A 15,448-nucleotide genomic window follows, 5' to 3' on the forward strand; every position below is an offset into this window, starting at 1 on the left:
GGCGCGCCGGGAATCGCGACGCCTATCTTCCGATAGGCACCGCGGTCGGCGAGGCTCCGATCCTGCCGGACACGGGGCTGCGGCCGCGGGTTCACGCTATGATCGCCATGGCCGCTCACGGACCGATGTGCCGACATATATATGTATAACGCCTTCCGGAGCCGCCATTGGGGATCATCAGAACCAGGCTGACGCCACCGATCGAGTCCGACAGCCTTTTCGAGCGACCGCGACTTCTCAACCGTCTCGCCGAAGTGGAACGGGCGCGGCTCACCGCCGTGCTCGCGCCGGCCGGCTACGGCAAGAGCAGCCTGCTCTCGCAATGGCATCGCCGGCTGCTCGCGTCCGGACGCGCCTGCGGCTGGGTCACGGCGGACGCCTCCGACAACGACGCGGCCGCATTTCTGATGTATGTCGCGGCCGCGCTTGCCGACGCCGGCATCTCGCTCGAGCCGCGACTGGAAAGCATCCTGCGCACGGACGCGTTCACGCCGCCGGAATTCCTCACCAACGTCATCATCAAAGCGCTCGAACGCAGCAGCAGCGGCGCCTATCTGTTCATCGACGACGCCCACCTGCTCGCTCCCGAGGCGACGCATGCCCTGAGCCGGCTGATCGAACAGGCGCCGGCGAACACCGGCTTCATCACCGCCTCGCGCTCGCTGCCCGATCTGCATCTGGCACGCGCCAGGGCGCGCGGACAACTGCACGAGGTGCAGGCCGAGGACCTGAAGTTCACGCTCGGTGAACTGCGCAGCTTCGTGGCCAGCACAGGCACCTTGGGTCTCGACCCCGACGACGTGAGCGAACTGCAGCAGCGGACCGAAGGCTGGATTGCCGGCCTGAAGCTCGCGACGCTCGCCCTGCGCCGCGGTCCGAGTGCGAAAGAAGTGCTGGCATCGTTCAGCGGCAGCAACCGCTCGGTCTCGGATTTCTTTGCGGAGGAAGTGTTCTCCTCACAGCCGCCCGAGGTACGGGAATTTTTGCTCAAGACATCGATCCTCGATCGCTTCTGTCCGGCGCTGTGCGAAGCGGTGACCGGGCACGCCGATGCACGACGCAAGCTCTACGAGATCGAGGAACGGGGACTGTTCCTGCTGCAGCTCGATCAGGAGCGCCACTGGCATCGCTATCACCACATGTTCGAGACATTCCTGCAGCGACGGCTCAGCGACGCCGATCCGCTGGCTCATCGCGAACTGCACCTGCGCGCAAGCAACTGGTTCTGGGAGGCCGGCCAGCCGATCGATGCGATCGAGCACGCGCTGAAAGCGCGCGCCACCGAGCGTGCCGCCGAACTGCTCGAACGGCGCTGCCACGAACTCGCCTATGTCGGCAAGATCCGCCTCGTTTCGAAGTTCGCCGCGCAGATTCCTGAAGACGTGCTGCGCCGTTATCCCGGCGTGCTGCTGACGCTGGCCTGGCTGCTGACGCGCGCGCTGCGCTTCGAGGAAGCCGCTCGCCTGATCGATGCCGCGGGACAGCGGCTCGCGGCAATAGAAGCGGCCGGCCGGCTTCCCCAGGGCGAGCTGCGCAAGCTGCGCTATCTGCTGCTGCACCGGGAAATGGTGCTGGCGACCGCCCGCGACGACATGGCCGACGTGGAGCGGCGCTGCGAACACCTGCTGGCCGAGTACCCCGAAGAACAGCATCCCTATCTCAAGGGAACGATCTACGGCCACCTGATGGTGGCGCGCCGCAATCAGTACAAGCTCGCCGACACCGAACGGCTGCACGCGGTCGTCCAGGGAATTCTCAGGCGCTCGGTGTATAGCTTCGCCTCGGTCGGCCTGCAGGCGAGCGTCGGGCCGGCCCTGTTCCTTGCCGGCCGCACGGCGGCGGCGCGCCTCGTGCTCGAACAGGGTCGTGACGAAGGCATGCGCTTCAGCGGCCGAAGCTCTTCCGCGACCGCTGTGTGCTCGTTGCCGCTCGCCGAAGTCGCCTACGAGAACAATGAGCTCGCCCTGGCGGAACAACTCGTGGACGAGGCCATGCAGTCGGCGCTCGACTTCGGATTCGTGGACCAGTTGCAGTCCGTGTTCGTCACCCGGATGCGACTGTTCCTGGCGCGCAACGATATCGACGCGGCGATCCATACGCTCGACCAGGGCATGGCCATCGCCATCGAGCGGGATCTGGTGCGTCTGCGCCGCGCCCTGGCGGAGCAACGCGTGCGGATGCTGGTCGACAGCGGCCAGCCCGACGAAGCCGAGCGCTACGCGGCCGGCCACGGCATCAAGCTGTCGGATCGCGCGCCGCTGCCGGGCGACACGGTCACCTCGGGCGATGAATTCGCCGCCATCGCCTGGGTGCGGCTGGCCGTGACAGGCGACCGCCTGTTCGAAGCCACGACCGTCGCGCGCCAGTGGCGCAGCTTCTGTGCGACGCGCGGCGCGGCGCTGTCGCTCATTCGCTGGAACATCCTGCTTGCGCGGATCCACCTCACCGGCGGCAACAAGCTCGCCGCGCAACGCTCCCTGCGCGAAGCGCTGAGCCACGGCGCCACCTGCCGCACGCTGCGCAGCTTCATCGACGAGGGTGCGGTGATTCGTCCGCTGCTCGGCTCGCTTGCACCCATCGACACAGCGAACCTTCATCCGACAGATGCATTCGCCAGCGAGATCCTGGCGGCGCTCGACAGCGTCGATCTCAATGCACGGATGCCGGCGACGCAGGAAGCGGAAGCAGAAGGTCTGTATGGCCGCTTCAGTCAGCGCGAGCGGGAGATCCTGAGCCTGGTGGCGTCGGGGCTGCGCAATCGCGAAGTCGCCGACCGTCTCGGCATGACGGAAGGAACCGTCAAATGGCACCTGCAGCAGGTCTACGACAAGATCGGCACGCGGCGTCGCCAGCATGCGGTCGAGCGCGCGCGGCGCTTCGGTCTCATCGGTCCATAGATCCGACGGCGAGCGCTATCTTTCGATAGGTGTCGGTGCGGCAACCCGCTCAGGAGACTGCGGTCTCCACTTACGAGCGCGGGACAACAATGAAAGCACTGATGCTGACGCGGACCGATGGACCGGCATCGACATCGCTGCAGGATCTCGACATGCCCACCCCGGCCGCGGGCGAGGTCCGTGTGTCGTTGCGCGCAGCGTCTCTCAACTATCGCGAGCTGTGGATTTCGCGCGGGCAGTATCCGGGGATGAAACTGCCGAGCGGACTCGGCGCCGATGGCGCCGGCGTGATCGATGCCGTCGGGCCAGGCGTCGACGCTGCGCTCATCGGGCGCGAGGTCGTGCTCTATCCGGGACTCGGCTGGGGCGACAACCCCAACTATCCGGCGCCGGGATTTTCGCTGTATGGCATGCCGCTGCCGGGCACGCTCGCGCAATTCATCTGTGTGCCGGCCGCCAATGCGTTCGACAAGCCGGCATTCCTGAGTTTCGAGGAAGCGGCGTGCCTGCCCACCGCCGGCCTGACGGCATGGCGCGCGCTCACGGTGAAAGCGCGCGTGGCCGCAGGCGAGCGCGTGCTGGTCACCGGCATCGGCGGCGGCGTGGCGACCTTTGCCTGCAAGTTCGCGCTCGCGCTCGGCGCCAGAGTATTTGTCACCAGCGGCTCCGCAGAAAACCTGCGCCAGGCCGAAGCCCTCGGCGCCAGCGGCGGTGTGAGTTATCGCGAGGACAAGTGGGGCAAGGCGCTCGGCAAGTTGAGCGGCGGTCTCGACGTGGTCATCGACGGCGCACCCGCATCCTCGCTGGCACAGTACACGCGCTGCCTGAACCTCGGCGCACGCGTGGTGGTGTACGGCTCCACCGGCGGCGCCGAAGCGAGCTTCAGCGCACCTGAGCTGTTCCTGCGGCACGCCGCCATTCTCGGCACCGCCATGGGCACGCCGGAGAATTTCCGCGACATGCTGCGTTTCGTGGACGCACAGCGACTGCAGCCAGTCATCGATCGACGCTACACGCTCGATGAGTCCCGCGAAGCCCTGATCGCGCTGGAAACCGAACATCGCATGGGCAAGATCGTCGTGACCATGCAGGCACCGCAATGAACTCGCTGTTCGATGTCAGCGGCCGCACCGTCCTCATCACCGGCGGCGTCAACGGGCTCGGGCGCATGATCGCCGAAGGCATGCTGTGCGCCGGCGCAAAGGTGTACGTCACGACGCGCAAGGCCGACGCCGTCGACACCGCGCAGCGCGAACTGTCGGCACTGGGTGATTGCACCGTGCTCGCCGCGAACCTGACTGATCCGAAGGGTGCCACGGCGCTCGCCCAGGAGATCATGACGCGCGAACCGGCACTGAACGTCCTCATCAACAATGCCGGCAAGACCTGGGGCGCGAAGCTGGAAGCGTTTCCGGACAAGGCCTGGGCGCCGGTCTTCGACGTGAACGTGCAGGTCCCTTTCACGCTGATCCGCGATCTGCTCGGTCCCCTGCGCAAGGCCGCATCCGCCGAGGATCCCGCGCGCGTGATCAACATCGGCTCGCTCGCCGGCACCGTGGTCGAACGCATCGATGCCTTCTCGTATGCGGCGAGCAAGGCCGCGATTCACCATCTGTCGCGCGTTCTTGCGGCCGAACTCGCCGACCAGCACATCACGGTCAACGTGGTGGTGCCCGGCTACTTCCCGACGCACATGACCGCCCACATCCGCGAGGCGCCGGCCGAACTCGAACAACTCGTGCGCCGCGTACCGCTCGCGCGACTCGGTCATGCCGATGACATCGTGGGCGCCTGCCGGTTTCTTTCGTCCCGCGCCGGACGTTATCTCACGGGGTCGGAACTCTACGTCGATGGCGGCATGGCCGGCTGCCGCTGACCATCGTGCGATCCGCAGCGGGTCTCGCACGCGCAGCCAACGCACCGGGCAGGAATCATGAAAACGAATTCGGTTGATACAGCGGACACGCAAGATTCTCAGGCATCGCGTGCGCAACGCCACCTGGCCGCCGCTCAGCTTGAGGCCGGCACGGTGCCGGGCATTGCCACGGACACGCCCGTTCTCGCGATCGGGTCGGTCGGCATCATCGGTGCTGGAACGATGGGCGGCGGCATCGCGATGAACTTCCTGAACGCGGGCATCCCGGTCACGCTGGTGGAGACCAGCCGGGAAGCACTGAATCGCGGCATCGGCATCATCCGCCGGAACTATGAGAACAGCGCCGCCAGGGGACGCATCACGCAAGACCAGGTCGATGCGTGCATGGCGCTGATCACGCCGGTGCTGGAGCTCGATGCACTGGCCGGCGTCGATCTCGTCATCGAGGCCGTGTTCGAAAACCTGGCACTCAAGAAGACCATCTTCCAGCAACTGGATCGCATCTGCCGGCCCGGCGCGATCCTGGCGACGAACACCTCCTTTCTCGATGTCGACCAGATCGCCTCCGTCACGTCACGACCCGACTGGATCCTCGGACTGCATTTCTTCTCCCCCGCCAACGTCATGCGATTGCTGGAAATCGTGCGCGGCGCCCGGACCTCGCGCGAAGTCATCGCCACCGCCATGGCGCTTGCCCGCAAGATCGGCAAGGTCGCGGTGCTGAGCGGCGTCTGCCACGGCTTCATTGCCAATCGCGTCATGGCGACCCGCAGTGTGCAGGCCGATGCACTGATCCTCGAGGGAACCGATCCGGCCGACGTCGACCGCGCGATGCGCGACTACGGTTTCGCCATGGGACCGTTTCAACTGGCCGATCTCGTCGGCCTCGATGTGATTGCCAGCGGCAGCAGCGGACGGACTGTTGCGGGCGATCTGGTGACGCTCGGCCGCCTCGGCCAGAAAAAGAACGGCGGTTACTACGACTATGACGACAAGCGCAATGCCACTGCCTCGCCCATCGCCGCCGGCGTCATCGCCGATGCGATGCGCGCGCGGGGAGTGGAACGGCGAGCAGCGCTCAGCCCCGAAGACATCCTCGCGCGCCTGCTCTATCCGGTCGTCAACGAGGGCGTGAGGCTGCTCGAGGAAGGCGTCGCCCTGCGCGCGTCCGACATCGATGTAGCGCTCACGCTGGGCTACAGCTGGCCCGCGCAGACAGGCGGACCCATGTTCTGGGCAGACACGGTCGGTCTGTCGAGGATCGTCGCCGACATGGACGCACTGCGAGGCCGCTTCGGTGACAGCTTTGAACCCACACCGCTGCTGCGGCGCCTCGCGGTGCAAGGCGCGCGTCTGACACAAGATTGAGAGGCGGGAGTACGAATCGCATGAGCCTCAAAGGCAAGACCCTGTTCATCACTGGCGCGAGTCGCGGCATCGGACTTGCGATCGGCCTGCGTGCCGCCCGCGACGGCGCGAATGTCGTGATTGCGGCCAAGACCTCGCAGCCGCATCCAAAACTGCCGGGCACCATCCACAGTGCGGCCGGGCAGATCGAAGCGGCCGGCGGTCGCGCCCTGCCCGTGGTGGTAGATGTGCGCGATGAGGCATCGGTGCGCGAGGCGGTCAATGCTGCGGTGAACCGTTTCGGCGGCATCGACATCTGCGTCAACAATGCCTCGGCCATCAGTCTCACCGGCACGCTGGAGACGGACATGAAGCGCTACGACCTGATGCATCAGGTCAACGCGCGTGGCACCTTCCTCGTCTCACGCCTGTGCATCCCGCATCTGCGCAAGGCCATAAATCCCCATGTGCTGGCGTTGTGTCCGCCGCCACAGCTGCGTCCTGAATGGTTCGCCGCCCATCCGGCCTATACCGCATCGAAGTACGGCATGAGTCTGTACATGATGGCGATGGCCGCCGAGTTCCGGCATGAAAGCATCGCCTTCAATGGTCTGTGGCCGCGCACGCCCATCGCGACCTCGGCCGTGAAGTTTGCAGTCGGCGGGGAGCAGGTGATTTCACGTTCGCGCACACCGGACATCCTTGCCGATGCGGCGCATGCAATCTTCTGCCGTCCCGCGCGCTCGGTGACCGGGCAGTTCTTCCTCGACGATGAAGTGCTGTGGGCCGAAGGCGTTACCGATCTGAGCCGCTACGCGTGAAGCTCTGCTGCGGCGCTGGCGGTCGATCTCTTCGTGGATCCCGCCGCGCCTGCGCCGCCGGGAGTCCGCGTGGGTCACTTCGGTTCGATCTGAGGATCGGCCATTGTCTGCAGCGGCCTCAGTCGATGAGCTTGCGCAGTTCCCGGATCGTGGCGCTGAGTTGCGCCGGCGGCTCGGGCAGGAAACCTGCGATGCTCGACAGCACGCCGAGCTTCAGGAACGTGCCGAGCCTGGCCTTGGGCAGTCGGCCGTTCATCGCATCGTCGATGACCGAGTACTCGGTATTGGCGATCAGCGTGCGCAGGAAATGCAGTTCGGCCCTGGCAAGTTTGTTCGGTCCCTCGGCGACGAGATCGTCGAGAAAAGGCGTCACGTGCGAAATCGCGATGTCGTGCAGGATGGCGTAGATGCTGCTGTCCAGACTCGACGAAAAATAGACCGGCGCCAGCTCCTTCGAGTATTCGCGCTTGCGCCGGATGATCTTCGTCAGCTGGTCGATGCGGCTCAGGACTTCCTCGACGCTGCGTGGACCTGCGCCCGCGCCTTCTTCGGCGATCAGATCGTAGAAGAACTCCTTGATCGCCGTGCCGATCATGGCCTCGCGATTGTCGAAGTAGAGATAGAGCGTGCGCAGCGCGACATCGGCCCGCTCGCTGACGTTCCTGATCGTCGCGCCGCTGATGCCGCTTTCCTCGATGATCGCAAGCGTCGCCGCGATGATGCGGGCGCGCCGCTCTTCCATCGCCTTGGATTTATAGGTGCGACGGGCAGGCTTCGCTGCACCCATCCTGGTTTTCCTTGTTCTTGTCACTGCGTCCTACCTCACTTTGGTCGACTCATCCCACGAATCCAGAGGACAACATGAAACCGATGATCGAGAGAAAGCTCGCCGTGATCACCGGCGGCTGTGGCGGCATGGGCATCGCGTGCGCCCGGGAGTTCGGCCGCTCGCACGATCTGCTGCTCGCCGACATTTCGGCGCAGCGGCTCTCGCAGACCGAAGCGCAGCTGCGTGACGACGGATACCTCGTGCACGCCTGCGTCGCAGGCGATCTGGCCGACCCCGCGACGATTGGCAGGCTCATGGAGGCCATCGACACGCATGGGCGCCTTGGCGTACTGCTGCACACCGCCGGCGTGTCATCCGGCATGGCGGAATGGGAGCGGATCATCCGCACCAACGTCATCGGCACGCGCCTGCTCCTGGACGCGATCGAATCGCGCCTGTCGATGGGCAGCGTCGCCGTGCTGATCGCTTCCATCGCAGGCCATCTCGCGCCGGCGGACCGGGAAGTCGATGCCCTGCTCGCCTCGAACACACCCGCTGCAACCCTCATCGAAGAAACAGGCAAACACCTGCGGCGCCTCGTGGCAGCAAGGGCGCCGAACGCCTCATTCGCATACTCCGGGCTGAGCGGCCCCGCGTACGGCGTGTCGAAGCGGGCGACCATTCGCGAAGCCGCGCTGCGTTCGACGGCATGGGCAGCCAGGGGCGCCCGCATCGTCTCGATCTCTCCGGGCATCATCTGGACGCCGATGGGCCGATACGAAGTCGAGCACGGACAGGCCGCCGGCGAGGTGCTGGCGCAGACCGCATTGCGGCGCTGGGGCACGTCCATGGACATCGCGCAGGCCGCCGCCTTCCTGGCGTCCGACAATGCATCGTTCATCACCGGCACTGACCTGCGCATCGACGGTGGCATGGTGCCCCTGCGTCTTGGCGAATTGGTTTGAGTCTATCGCTTCGTTGCCTCTCCATGTGTCTGCGCGGCCTCCTGGGATTGGAGTAACCGCGCCGAGGTGATGACATAGGCACGAATCGATTCGGCCTGCTCGGGGTTCAGACTTGCGGCGAATGAGATCATCCCGCGCGACTCGAGCGCGCCCTCCAGGACGACGTTCGCGAACGATTCCCGGCTGATCGACATCGGCGAGCGTCGCAGGTCAGGCAGGATGCCCGTCGAGAGCAGCGAGGCACCGTGGCAACGACCGCAGTACGTACTGTACAGCGAGCGTCCCTCATCGAGGCGCGCCTGCGGCCACTGCTCGGCGGTCGTCACCGCAGCAGGCAACGCAACCGGTGTGTACGCCGGCAGTTGCGCACTGCCATTGATCTTGAACGCCAGCACCCGGCCATGGGGCGCGGCGAAGGCAGGCTTCAGCGCCGGCAAGGCCAGCGGTACGGCGCCGCCGTACCCTGCCATCACGGCGACGAACTGCTCGCCGTTCACCCGATACGTCACCGGTCCGCCGATGACGCCGGTGTGCGTGGAATAGCTCCACAGCCGCTCGCCGCTGCTCGCACGAAACGCCTGCAGCTGCTGATCGGCCGTCCCCTGGAATACCAGATCGCCGGCCGTTGCGAGCACACCGCCATTCCAGGGGCCCGCGTGTTCGACATGCCAGGCTTCCTTCTGCGTCACCGGATCCCACGCGATGAGACGACCCTTGAGCATGGTCGCGATTGCCGCGCGTTGCGCCGGGTCGTCCGGCGCGCCCAGCAGGCTGAAATCTATCCCTGAGTTGACCGCGTGCGGGCGGAACTTGAAATCGGGATCGTCGCGATACGCCATCGGCAGTTCCTGCGCCGGGATGTACGCAAGCCCGGTGCTGGGGCTGAAAGCCATCGGCTGCCAGTTGTGAGCACCGGCGCCGCCAGGCGCGGCGATGAACGTGGTGTTCGCGTAGCGGGCGTCCGCCGTCTCCTGCGGACGGCCGGTGACTGGGTCGATGCCGGTGGCCCAGTTCACCGGCACGAAATTGCGCGCCGACACCAGCTTGCCGGTCTCGCGATCGATGACATAGAAGAAGCCGTTCTTCGGCGCCTGCAGCAGCACCTTGCGCTTCTTGCCGTCGATGAGCAGTTCAGTGAGCGTGATCGTCTGGTTGGCGTTGTAGTCCCACGTCTCGCCCGGATTCACCTGGTAGTGCCACAGGTACTCACCCGTGTCGGGCCGCAGCGCGATGATCGAGCAGAGAAACAGGTTGTCGCCCTTGCCATCGGAACGGATGCGCTGGTTCCATGGCAGGCCGTTGCCCGTACCGACATAGAGCTGATCGAGTTCCTGGTCGTAGACGATCGAATCCCAGGCGGTGCCGCCGCCGCCGTACTTGTACCAGTCGCCGAACCAGGTCGGCAGCGCCTTCTCCGCCAGGACCTTGTCGGACGCCGCGCCATCCGGTCCCTTCGCCGGATCGCCGGGCACGGTATAGAAACGCCAGGCGAGCTTGCCTGTCTCGGCGTCGTACGCGCTCACATAGCCACGCACGTTGTGGATGTCCGCACCGCCGTTGCCGATGATGACCTTGCCTTTGACCACACGCGGCGCGCCGGTGATGGTGTAGGCCGACGTCGGATCCGTCGTCGCGACGGACCAGACCGGTTTGCCCGTGGCGGCATCCAACGCAATGAGACGGCCATCGAGCGCGGCGACGTAGACCTTGCCGCGGTAGACCGCGACGCCTCGATTGACGACATCGCAGCAGGCGTTGACCGCCACCGCGCCAGGCACCTGCGGATCGTAGCTCCACAGCTGCTTGCCGCTCGCCGCATCGAGCGCGACCACCTTGCTCCAGGCGGTCGAGGTGTACATCACGCCATCGACGACGATCGGCGTTGCCTCCTGGCCGCGATTGGTGTCGAGATCGTGGAACCACGCGAGTTCGAGCTTGCCGACATTGTCGGCGTTGATATCCGCCAGCGGACTGAAGCGCTGCTCGCTGTAAGTGCGTCCGTAGCTCAGCCAGTTGTCCGCCTCCGAGTCCGCACGCAGCAGGCGTGCATCGTCGACGTCCGCAAACGCGGCTGGCGCGGGGGCGACGCCCTGGTGCTGCTGACATGCGCCGAGCAAGGCCGCGACGACCAGCGTCGTGATACGCAATGGAGTTGTCATGGTGCGTAAGCCCGATCAGACCAACGAAAAGCCGGGATAGCCGAGATCGCGTTCCTGCAGGCAGCGCTCGCGATAGGCGGCGTAGCCACCGACGTAGGCGAGAATGGCTCTGGGCTTGCCGGGAACATTCGTGCCGACATACCAGCTGTTCGCGTTCTCCCAGAGCGTTCCCTTGACGAGGTCGTTGACCTGTCGGCCCCACTGCTCCTCCGCGGAACGCGTCGCTTCGCAGCGTCGCACGCCGTTCTTCTGGCAATGACCGATCAGTGCAGCGATCCACTCGACCTGCATCTCGTTCGTCATGACGACGTTGGTCAGCACGGACGGACTGAGCGGTCCGCCCACCATGTAGAGATTGGGAAAGCCATGGATGCTGATACCCAGATGCGAGTGCGGGCCGGGCGCCCAGCTCTTCTTCAACGATTCGCCACCCAGGCCGCGCACGTCGATGCTGGTCAGCGCACCGGTCAGCGCATCGAAACCGGACGCGCAGATCAGCACGTCGAGCTCGATCAATCGCCCGCCGACGATGACGCCTTCCGGCGTGAATCGCTCGATCGGCTCGGCCTTGAGATCGATGAGATCGACATTGTCCCGGTTGAATGTTTCGTAGAAATCGGTACCGACTGTGCAGCGCTTGGTGCCGTACGCGAAACCGCGCGGCACCAGCTTCTCGGCGGTGCGTCGATCCTTGACGATCGTGCCGATCTTGCTGCGCAGAAAGTCGGCCGCTTCCTCGTTGACCGCCACATCCGCCATCGCATCACAGAACGCCCAGCCGACCACGCCGCCACCATTCTCATAGCGCGCCTCGTAGATCTCGCGCCGCCGCTGCGGCGTGAAATCGGAAGCCTTCTGGAACATCGTATCGTTGATGGCGTCATCCAGCATGATGTCGCCGCCTCCCCATCGCTGGCAGTTCTGCAGCCGCTGCCGGGTCAGGTCGCGATTCTTCTGCCACCACTCATAATCCCCGTCCGTCAGCGGCCGATTGCGCGCGGGCGCGTAGAAATTCGGCGTGCGCATCAACACCGTCAGGCGCTCGCACTGCTGCGCAATGATCGGGATGGCCTGCACGGCGGAGGAGCCCGTGCCGATGATGGCCACGCGCTTGCCGGCGAAATCCGGCGCACGCTCGGGCCAGCGGGCCGTGTGAATCACGGGTCCCTTGAAATCCTTGATTCCGGGGATGTCGGGCATGATCGGCGTCGTGATCGGACCGGCCGCCGAGAAAAAATGCCGCGCCCGATAACTCTCGCCGCCTTGCGTGCGGAACGTCCACCAGTTGTTCTTGTCGTCGAACACCGCCGAGATCACGCGCGAGTTGAAACGGATATCACGACGCAGATCGAGCTTGTCGGCGGCCCACCCCAGGTACGCGCAGATCTCGTCGCGCTTCGCGTAGCGCTCGCTCCAGCACCATCCTTCGTCCAGCAGTGGCGAGAACGTGTAGCAGTAGACGAGGCTTTCGACATCGCATCGCGCGCCCGGGTAGCGATTCCAGTACCACGCGCCGCCCACGTCCGGCGCCGCTTCCAGGGCCAGCACCTTGAGCCCGTTCTCACGCAGGCGATACAGGCCGTGCAGTCCCGCGAATCCCGCGCCGAGCACGAGCACGTCCAGGATATTTTCAGTTGATGTTGGTTCAGACATGTTCTTTTCTCCGAAGCTGCGCAGGTTCTGTTTCCGGGCGGTCGCTCAGCTCGACCACACGGGCGCGCGACGTTCGACGAACGCCTTCGCCCCTTCCTGGTAGTCGCTCGAGGACAGCACCCGTGCGACGGCATCGTCCTGGACTGCGCGGATCTCCGCCTCGCACAGGTCCGACGCATAGCGCGTGACGCGCAGGCTTTCGCGTACCGCGACCGGCGAATTCGTCGCGATGAGTGTCGCAATCGTCAATGCTTCTTCGCGCTCGGCGCCCTGCGCGGTCACGCGGTTGACGAGACCGACTTCGTACGCGCGCCGCGCCCCGAGCGGCTCGCCGGTCACGATCATCTCGATCGCGAGCGGCCGCGACAGGCACCGTGTGATCCGATAAGCGCCGGCGGCACCTGCGATGAGCCCGCGCTTCACTTCCGGGAAGGCGAAGCTCGCCGCTTCACCGGCCACGACCAGGTCGCATGACAAGGCAAGTTCAACACCGCCGCCCATCGCCGGACCCTGCACGGCGGCGATCCAGGGCTTGGACTTCGGCGCGTACACGAAGCCCGCGAAGCCGGTCTGGGGACGCGCGACCTCCATGATGTTGCCGGCGGCCACCGTCTTGAGGTCGACACCTGCGCAGAAGGTGCTGCCCGCCGCCGCGAGCACCGCGACGCGGATGGACTTGTCGGCCTCCACCTGGGCCACCAGCGACTCGAGCGTGCGCGCGACCGCACCATTCACGGCATTGCGCGCAGCCGGCCGATTCAACGTCACGACCGCGACGTGTTCTCCGACCCGCTCGAACTGCACCTCATCGTTTGCCGGCATGTTCATGCTTTGGATCTCCAGATGACGAGGCCATCGAGCGCTTCGATCTCGTTGCCTCGCACGAGCAGCGGATTGACTTCGAGCGAGTCGAGGGTCGGACCGAGCGCGAGCGCGGCGTCGCCGATACTCACGATGACGGCAGCGAGACGGTCGAGGTCCGTGGCTGCCGAGTTGCGAAAGCCTTCCAGCAGCTGGCGGCCGCGCAGGCGTCCCAGCAGGTCGCGAACCTGCGCGCGATCGACCGGCAGCGTGGCAATGGCCACATCCGCGAGCAGTTCGACCAGCACGCCACCGAAGCCGATCGTGATCGTGGGTCCCCACGCCGGATCGCGTCGTACACCTACCAGCAGTTCGACGCCGCCGTGGCGCATCGGCGAGGCGATCACGCCGTCGATGCGGGCGTCCGGCCGGTGCGACTTCACGGTGCTCAGCAGTTCGTCATAGGCTCGGGGCGCATCGGCGGCAGCGACATTCAGGCGCACGCCGCCCACTTCCGTTTTGTGAGCGATGTCGGGCGAGAGAATCTTCAACACGAGCGGATCGGACAGGCCGAGCGACTGCGCGTCCGTACCGCAGCGGATGATCTTCGCCGGGATGACGGGAACGCCGTGACCTGCGAGAAAGTCGAGCACCGCCCGCTCGTGCGTGAGCGCGGGCACGGGCTGCGCATCGCGGTCGCCATACTTCGGCAGGTGCAATGGCCGCGACGGCGAATCGAGTCGTTGCGACCACCAGGCTGCCTTGCCGACGGCGCGCAGCATCGGATCGATGCCGCACACCACGTGCGGCAGTCCGTACTGCGCAATCGCGCGGCGCGTCACGTCGGTGAGCGTCTTGACAGTCGTCAGCACCATGATCGCGGGCTTGTCGATCGTACTGACGGCGCGTCCGATCGCCGCCAGACCCGCCGGCAGCGACACGGCGCCTTCGACGATTGGAATGCCGATGTTGATTCCGATGATGCCGATGCCGGGTGCAGAGGCCGCGACCGGAATCAGCCGCTCGAGCAAGGCGGGATCGCGCACCGCTGCGCCCGTGACGTCGAGCGGATTCATCGAGGAGGCGAACTCCGCGATCAGCGTCTTCAGCACATCGGTCGTCTCGGCGGGAAAGGCGGGAACGCTGGCACCGCCGGCCTCGGCGCCGTCGGCCACGAGCGTGCAGGCGCCACCAGAGATCGAAATGAATCCGAGGCCCGGCGCGGGCAGCGGACCAGTCGCCGCCAGAAGGCCCGCCGTGATGATCAGATCCTCGACGCAATGGACGCGGATCACGCCGAGGCGCTCACACACGGCATCGAAGACCTTGTCGTCGCCCGCCAGCGATCCGGTGTGAGCCATCGCCACTTCACCCGCGAGCTGGCTGCGGCCGATCTTCAGCATCACGATCGGCTTGCGCTGCTGCCGGCAGCGCTGGGCGGCTCGTGCGAACGCATCCGGATTGCGGATCGATTCCGCGAACACGGCGATCGCGCGCGTGTCGGGGTCATCGACGAGATAGTCGATGACATCGGCAAGGCTGAGCTGTGCCTCGTTGCCCGTCGCCGCGACGAAGCTCGTACCGATGTTCTGGCTGTGGGCAAACTCGTGCAGTTCGCTCGCGGTCGCCCCGCTCTGCGACACGATCGCGATGCACGGCGGCAGCAGCGGCAACACCGCCGGTATCGACGATACGGGCGCACGCGCGCTGACGTTGTTGTAGCCGAGCGAATTCGGGCCCCAGATATTCATCCCGAGTTCGCGCGCCTTCTCGAGCAGTTGCTGCTGCAGCTTCACTCCCTGCTCGCCGATTTCCGCGTAGCCCGAAGTCAGGATCGCCGCGTTGCGGATGCCCGCAGCCGCTGCATCCTCGAGCGCTTCGATGACAGCCGCCTGCGGCACGAAGATGAAGGCGACGTCGATCTCGCGCCCGATGTCGCGACAGGTTCGATAGCCGGTGAGGCCCATGACATCGACGCCACCGCGATTGACCGCGGCGACGTAACCCTCGAAGGCGAAATCGCGCAGGTTCTGCACGATGAAGCCCGTCCAGGCGGACTTCTCCGTCGCTCCGACCAGCGCGATGCTGCGCGGGCGGAACAGTTTCGTGAGCGGGTGCTCACGCGTATGGTTGTTGGCAATGGTGGCGTTCATGGTTCGG

At 65.8% G+C, this 15,448-nt stretch carries 10 protein-coding genes and 1 pseudogene; 6 read left to right on the forward strand and 5 right to left on the reverse strand.

Annotated elements, in window-relative coordinates; translation table 11 throughout:
• Positions 1 to 167: 167 nt before the first annotated feature.
• The 5 genes and pseudogenes from VIZ63_RS04000 to VIZ63_RS04020 form a co-directional block, all read left to right on the forward strand.
• Positions 168 to 2,897, forward strand: a complete 2,730-nt coding sequence (locus VIZ63_RS04000; RefSeq protein ID WP_331608210.1) for a LuxR C-terminal-related transcriptional regulator — start codon at positions 168 to 170, stop codon at positions 2,895 to 2,897.
• 89 nt (positions 2,898 to 2,986) lie between these two features.
• Complete coding sequence (locus VIZ63_RS04005; protein WP_331608211.1) at positions 2,987 to 4,000, forward strand: zinc-binding dehydrogenase; 1,014 nt, start codon at positions 2,987 to 2,989, stop codon at positions 3,998 to 4,000.
• Positions 3,997 to 4,773: an SDR family oxidoreductase gene (locus VIZ63_RS04010; RefSeq protein ID WP_331608212.1), complete on the forward strand. Its 777-nt coding sequence runs from the start codon at positions 3,997 to 3,999 to the stop codon at positions 4,771 to 4,773. The genes VIZ63_RS04005 and VIZ63_RS04010 overlap by 4 nt, the downstream gene beginning before the upstream one ends.
• Positions 4,774 to 4,830: 57 nt before the next feature.
• On the forward strand, positions 4,831 to 6,141 hold the full coding sequence (locus tag VIZ63_RS04015; RefSeq protein WP_331608213.1) for a 3-hydroxyacyl-CoA dehydrogenase: 1,311 nt from the start codon (positions 4,831 to 4,833) through the stop codon (positions 6,139 to 6,141).
• A gap of 20 nt (positions 6,142 to 6,161) precedes the next feature.
• A pseudogene (locus VIZ63_RS04020) lies at positions 6,162 to 6,938 on the forward strand (NAD(P)-dependent oxidoreductase); the annotation flags it as partial.
• Between the two features lie 121 nt (positions 6,939 to 7,059).
• On the opposite strand, the gene VIZ63_RS04025 reads toward VIZ63_RS04020, so the two are convergent.
• Entirely contained in the window at positions 7,060 to 7,728 is a 669-nt protein-coding gene (locus VIZ63_RS04025; RefSeq protein WP_331608215.1) for a TetR/AcrR family transcriptional regulator, read from the reverse strand.
• A 74-nt stretch (positions 7,729 to 7,802) separates the two neighbouring features.
• Between VIZ63_RS04025 and VIZ63_RS04030 the strand changes: the two genes are divergently transcribed.
• Entirely contained in the window at positions 7,803 to 8,675 is an 873-nt protein-coding gene (locus tag VIZ63_RS04030; RefSeq protein ID WP_331608216.1) for an SDR family oxidoreductase, read from the forward strand.
• 2 nt (positions 8,676 to 8,677) lie between these two features.
• On the opposite strand, the gene VIZ63_RS04035 is transcribed toward VIZ63_RS04030, so the two are convergent.
• From VIZ63_RS04035 to VIZ63_RS04050, 4 genes are read right to left on the reverse strand one after another with little or no spacing between them, the layout of a single operon-like run.
• The gene (locus VIZ63_RS04035) at positions 8,678 to 10,834 is read right to left on the reverse strand and encodes a PQQ-dependent dehydrogenase, methanol/ethanol family (protein ID WP_331608217.1); all 2,157 of its coding nucleotides are present in this window, start codon (positions 10,832 to 10,834) and stop codon (positions 8,678 to 8,680) included.
• Positions 10,835 to 10,849: 15 nt separating this feature from the next.
• On the reverse strand, positions 10,850 to 12,487 hold the full coding sequence (locus VIZ63_RS04040) for an NAD(P)/FAD-dependent oxidoreductase (protein WP_331608218.1): 1,638 nt from the start codon (positions 12,485 to 12,487) through the stop codon (positions 10,850 to 10,852).
• 45 nt (positions 12,488 to 12,532) lie between these two features.
• A complete protein-coding gene (locus VIZ63_RS04045; protein WP_331608219.1) occupies positions 12,533 to 13,315 on the reverse strand; it encodes an enoyl-CoA hydratase-related protein in 783 nt (260 codons plus the stop codon).
• On the reverse strand, positions 13,312 to 15,441 hold the full coding sequence (locus VIZ63_RS04050; RefSeq protein ID WP_331608220.1) for an acetate--CoA ligase family protein: 2,130 nt from the start codon (positions 15,439 to 15,441) through the stop codon (positions 13,312 to 13,314). Before VIZ63_RS04050 ends, VIZ63_RS04045 begins: the two co-directional genes overlap by 4 nt.
• Positions 15,442 to 15,448 lie beyond the last annotated feature (7 nt).

This window comes from Povalibacter sp. (genome assembly GCF_036520495.1).
GTDB lineage: Bacteria > Pseudomonadota > Gammaproteobacteria > Steroidobacterales > Steroidobacteraceae > Steroidobacter.

Bases quoted from the DNA above. Each gene is read 5' to 3' on its own strand.
- VIZ63_RS04005 (WP_331608211.1), top strand. From the start codon at position 2,987: ATGAAAGCACTGATGCTGACGCGGACCGATGGACCGGCATCGACATCG.
- VIZ63_RS04010 (WP_331608212.1), top strand. From the start codon at position 3,997: ATGAACTCGCTGTTCGATGTCAGCGGCCGCACCGTCCTCATCACCGGC.
- VIZ63_RS04015 (WP_331608213.1), top strand. From the start codon at position 4,831: ATGAAAACGAATTCGGTTGATACAGCGGACACGCAAGATTCTCAGGCA.
- VIZ63_RS04025 (WP_331608215.1), bottom strand. From the start codon at position 7,728: ATGGGTGCAGCGAAGCCTGCCCGTCGCACCTATAAATCCAAGGCGATG.
- VIZ63_RS04030 (WP_331608216.1), top strand. From the start codon at position 7,803: ATGAAACCGATGATCGAGAGAAAGCTCGCCGTGATCACCGGCGGCTGT.
- VIZ63_RS04035 (WP_331608217.1), bottom strand. From the start codon at position 10,834: ATGACAACTCCATTGCGTATCACGACGCTGGTCGTCGCGGCCTTGCTC.
- VIZ63_RS04040 (WP_331608218.1), bottom strand. From the start codon at position 12,487: ATGTCTGAACCAACATCAACTGAAAATATCCTGGACGTGCTCGTGCTC.
- VIZ63_RS04045 (WP_331608219.1), bottom strand. From the start codon at position 13,315: ATGAACATGCCGGCAAACGATGAGGTGCAGTTCGAGCGGGTCGGAGAA.
- VIZ63_RS04050 (WP_331608220.1), bottom strand. From the start codon at position 15,441: ATGAACGCCACCATTGCCAACAACCATACGCGTGAGCACCCGCTCACG.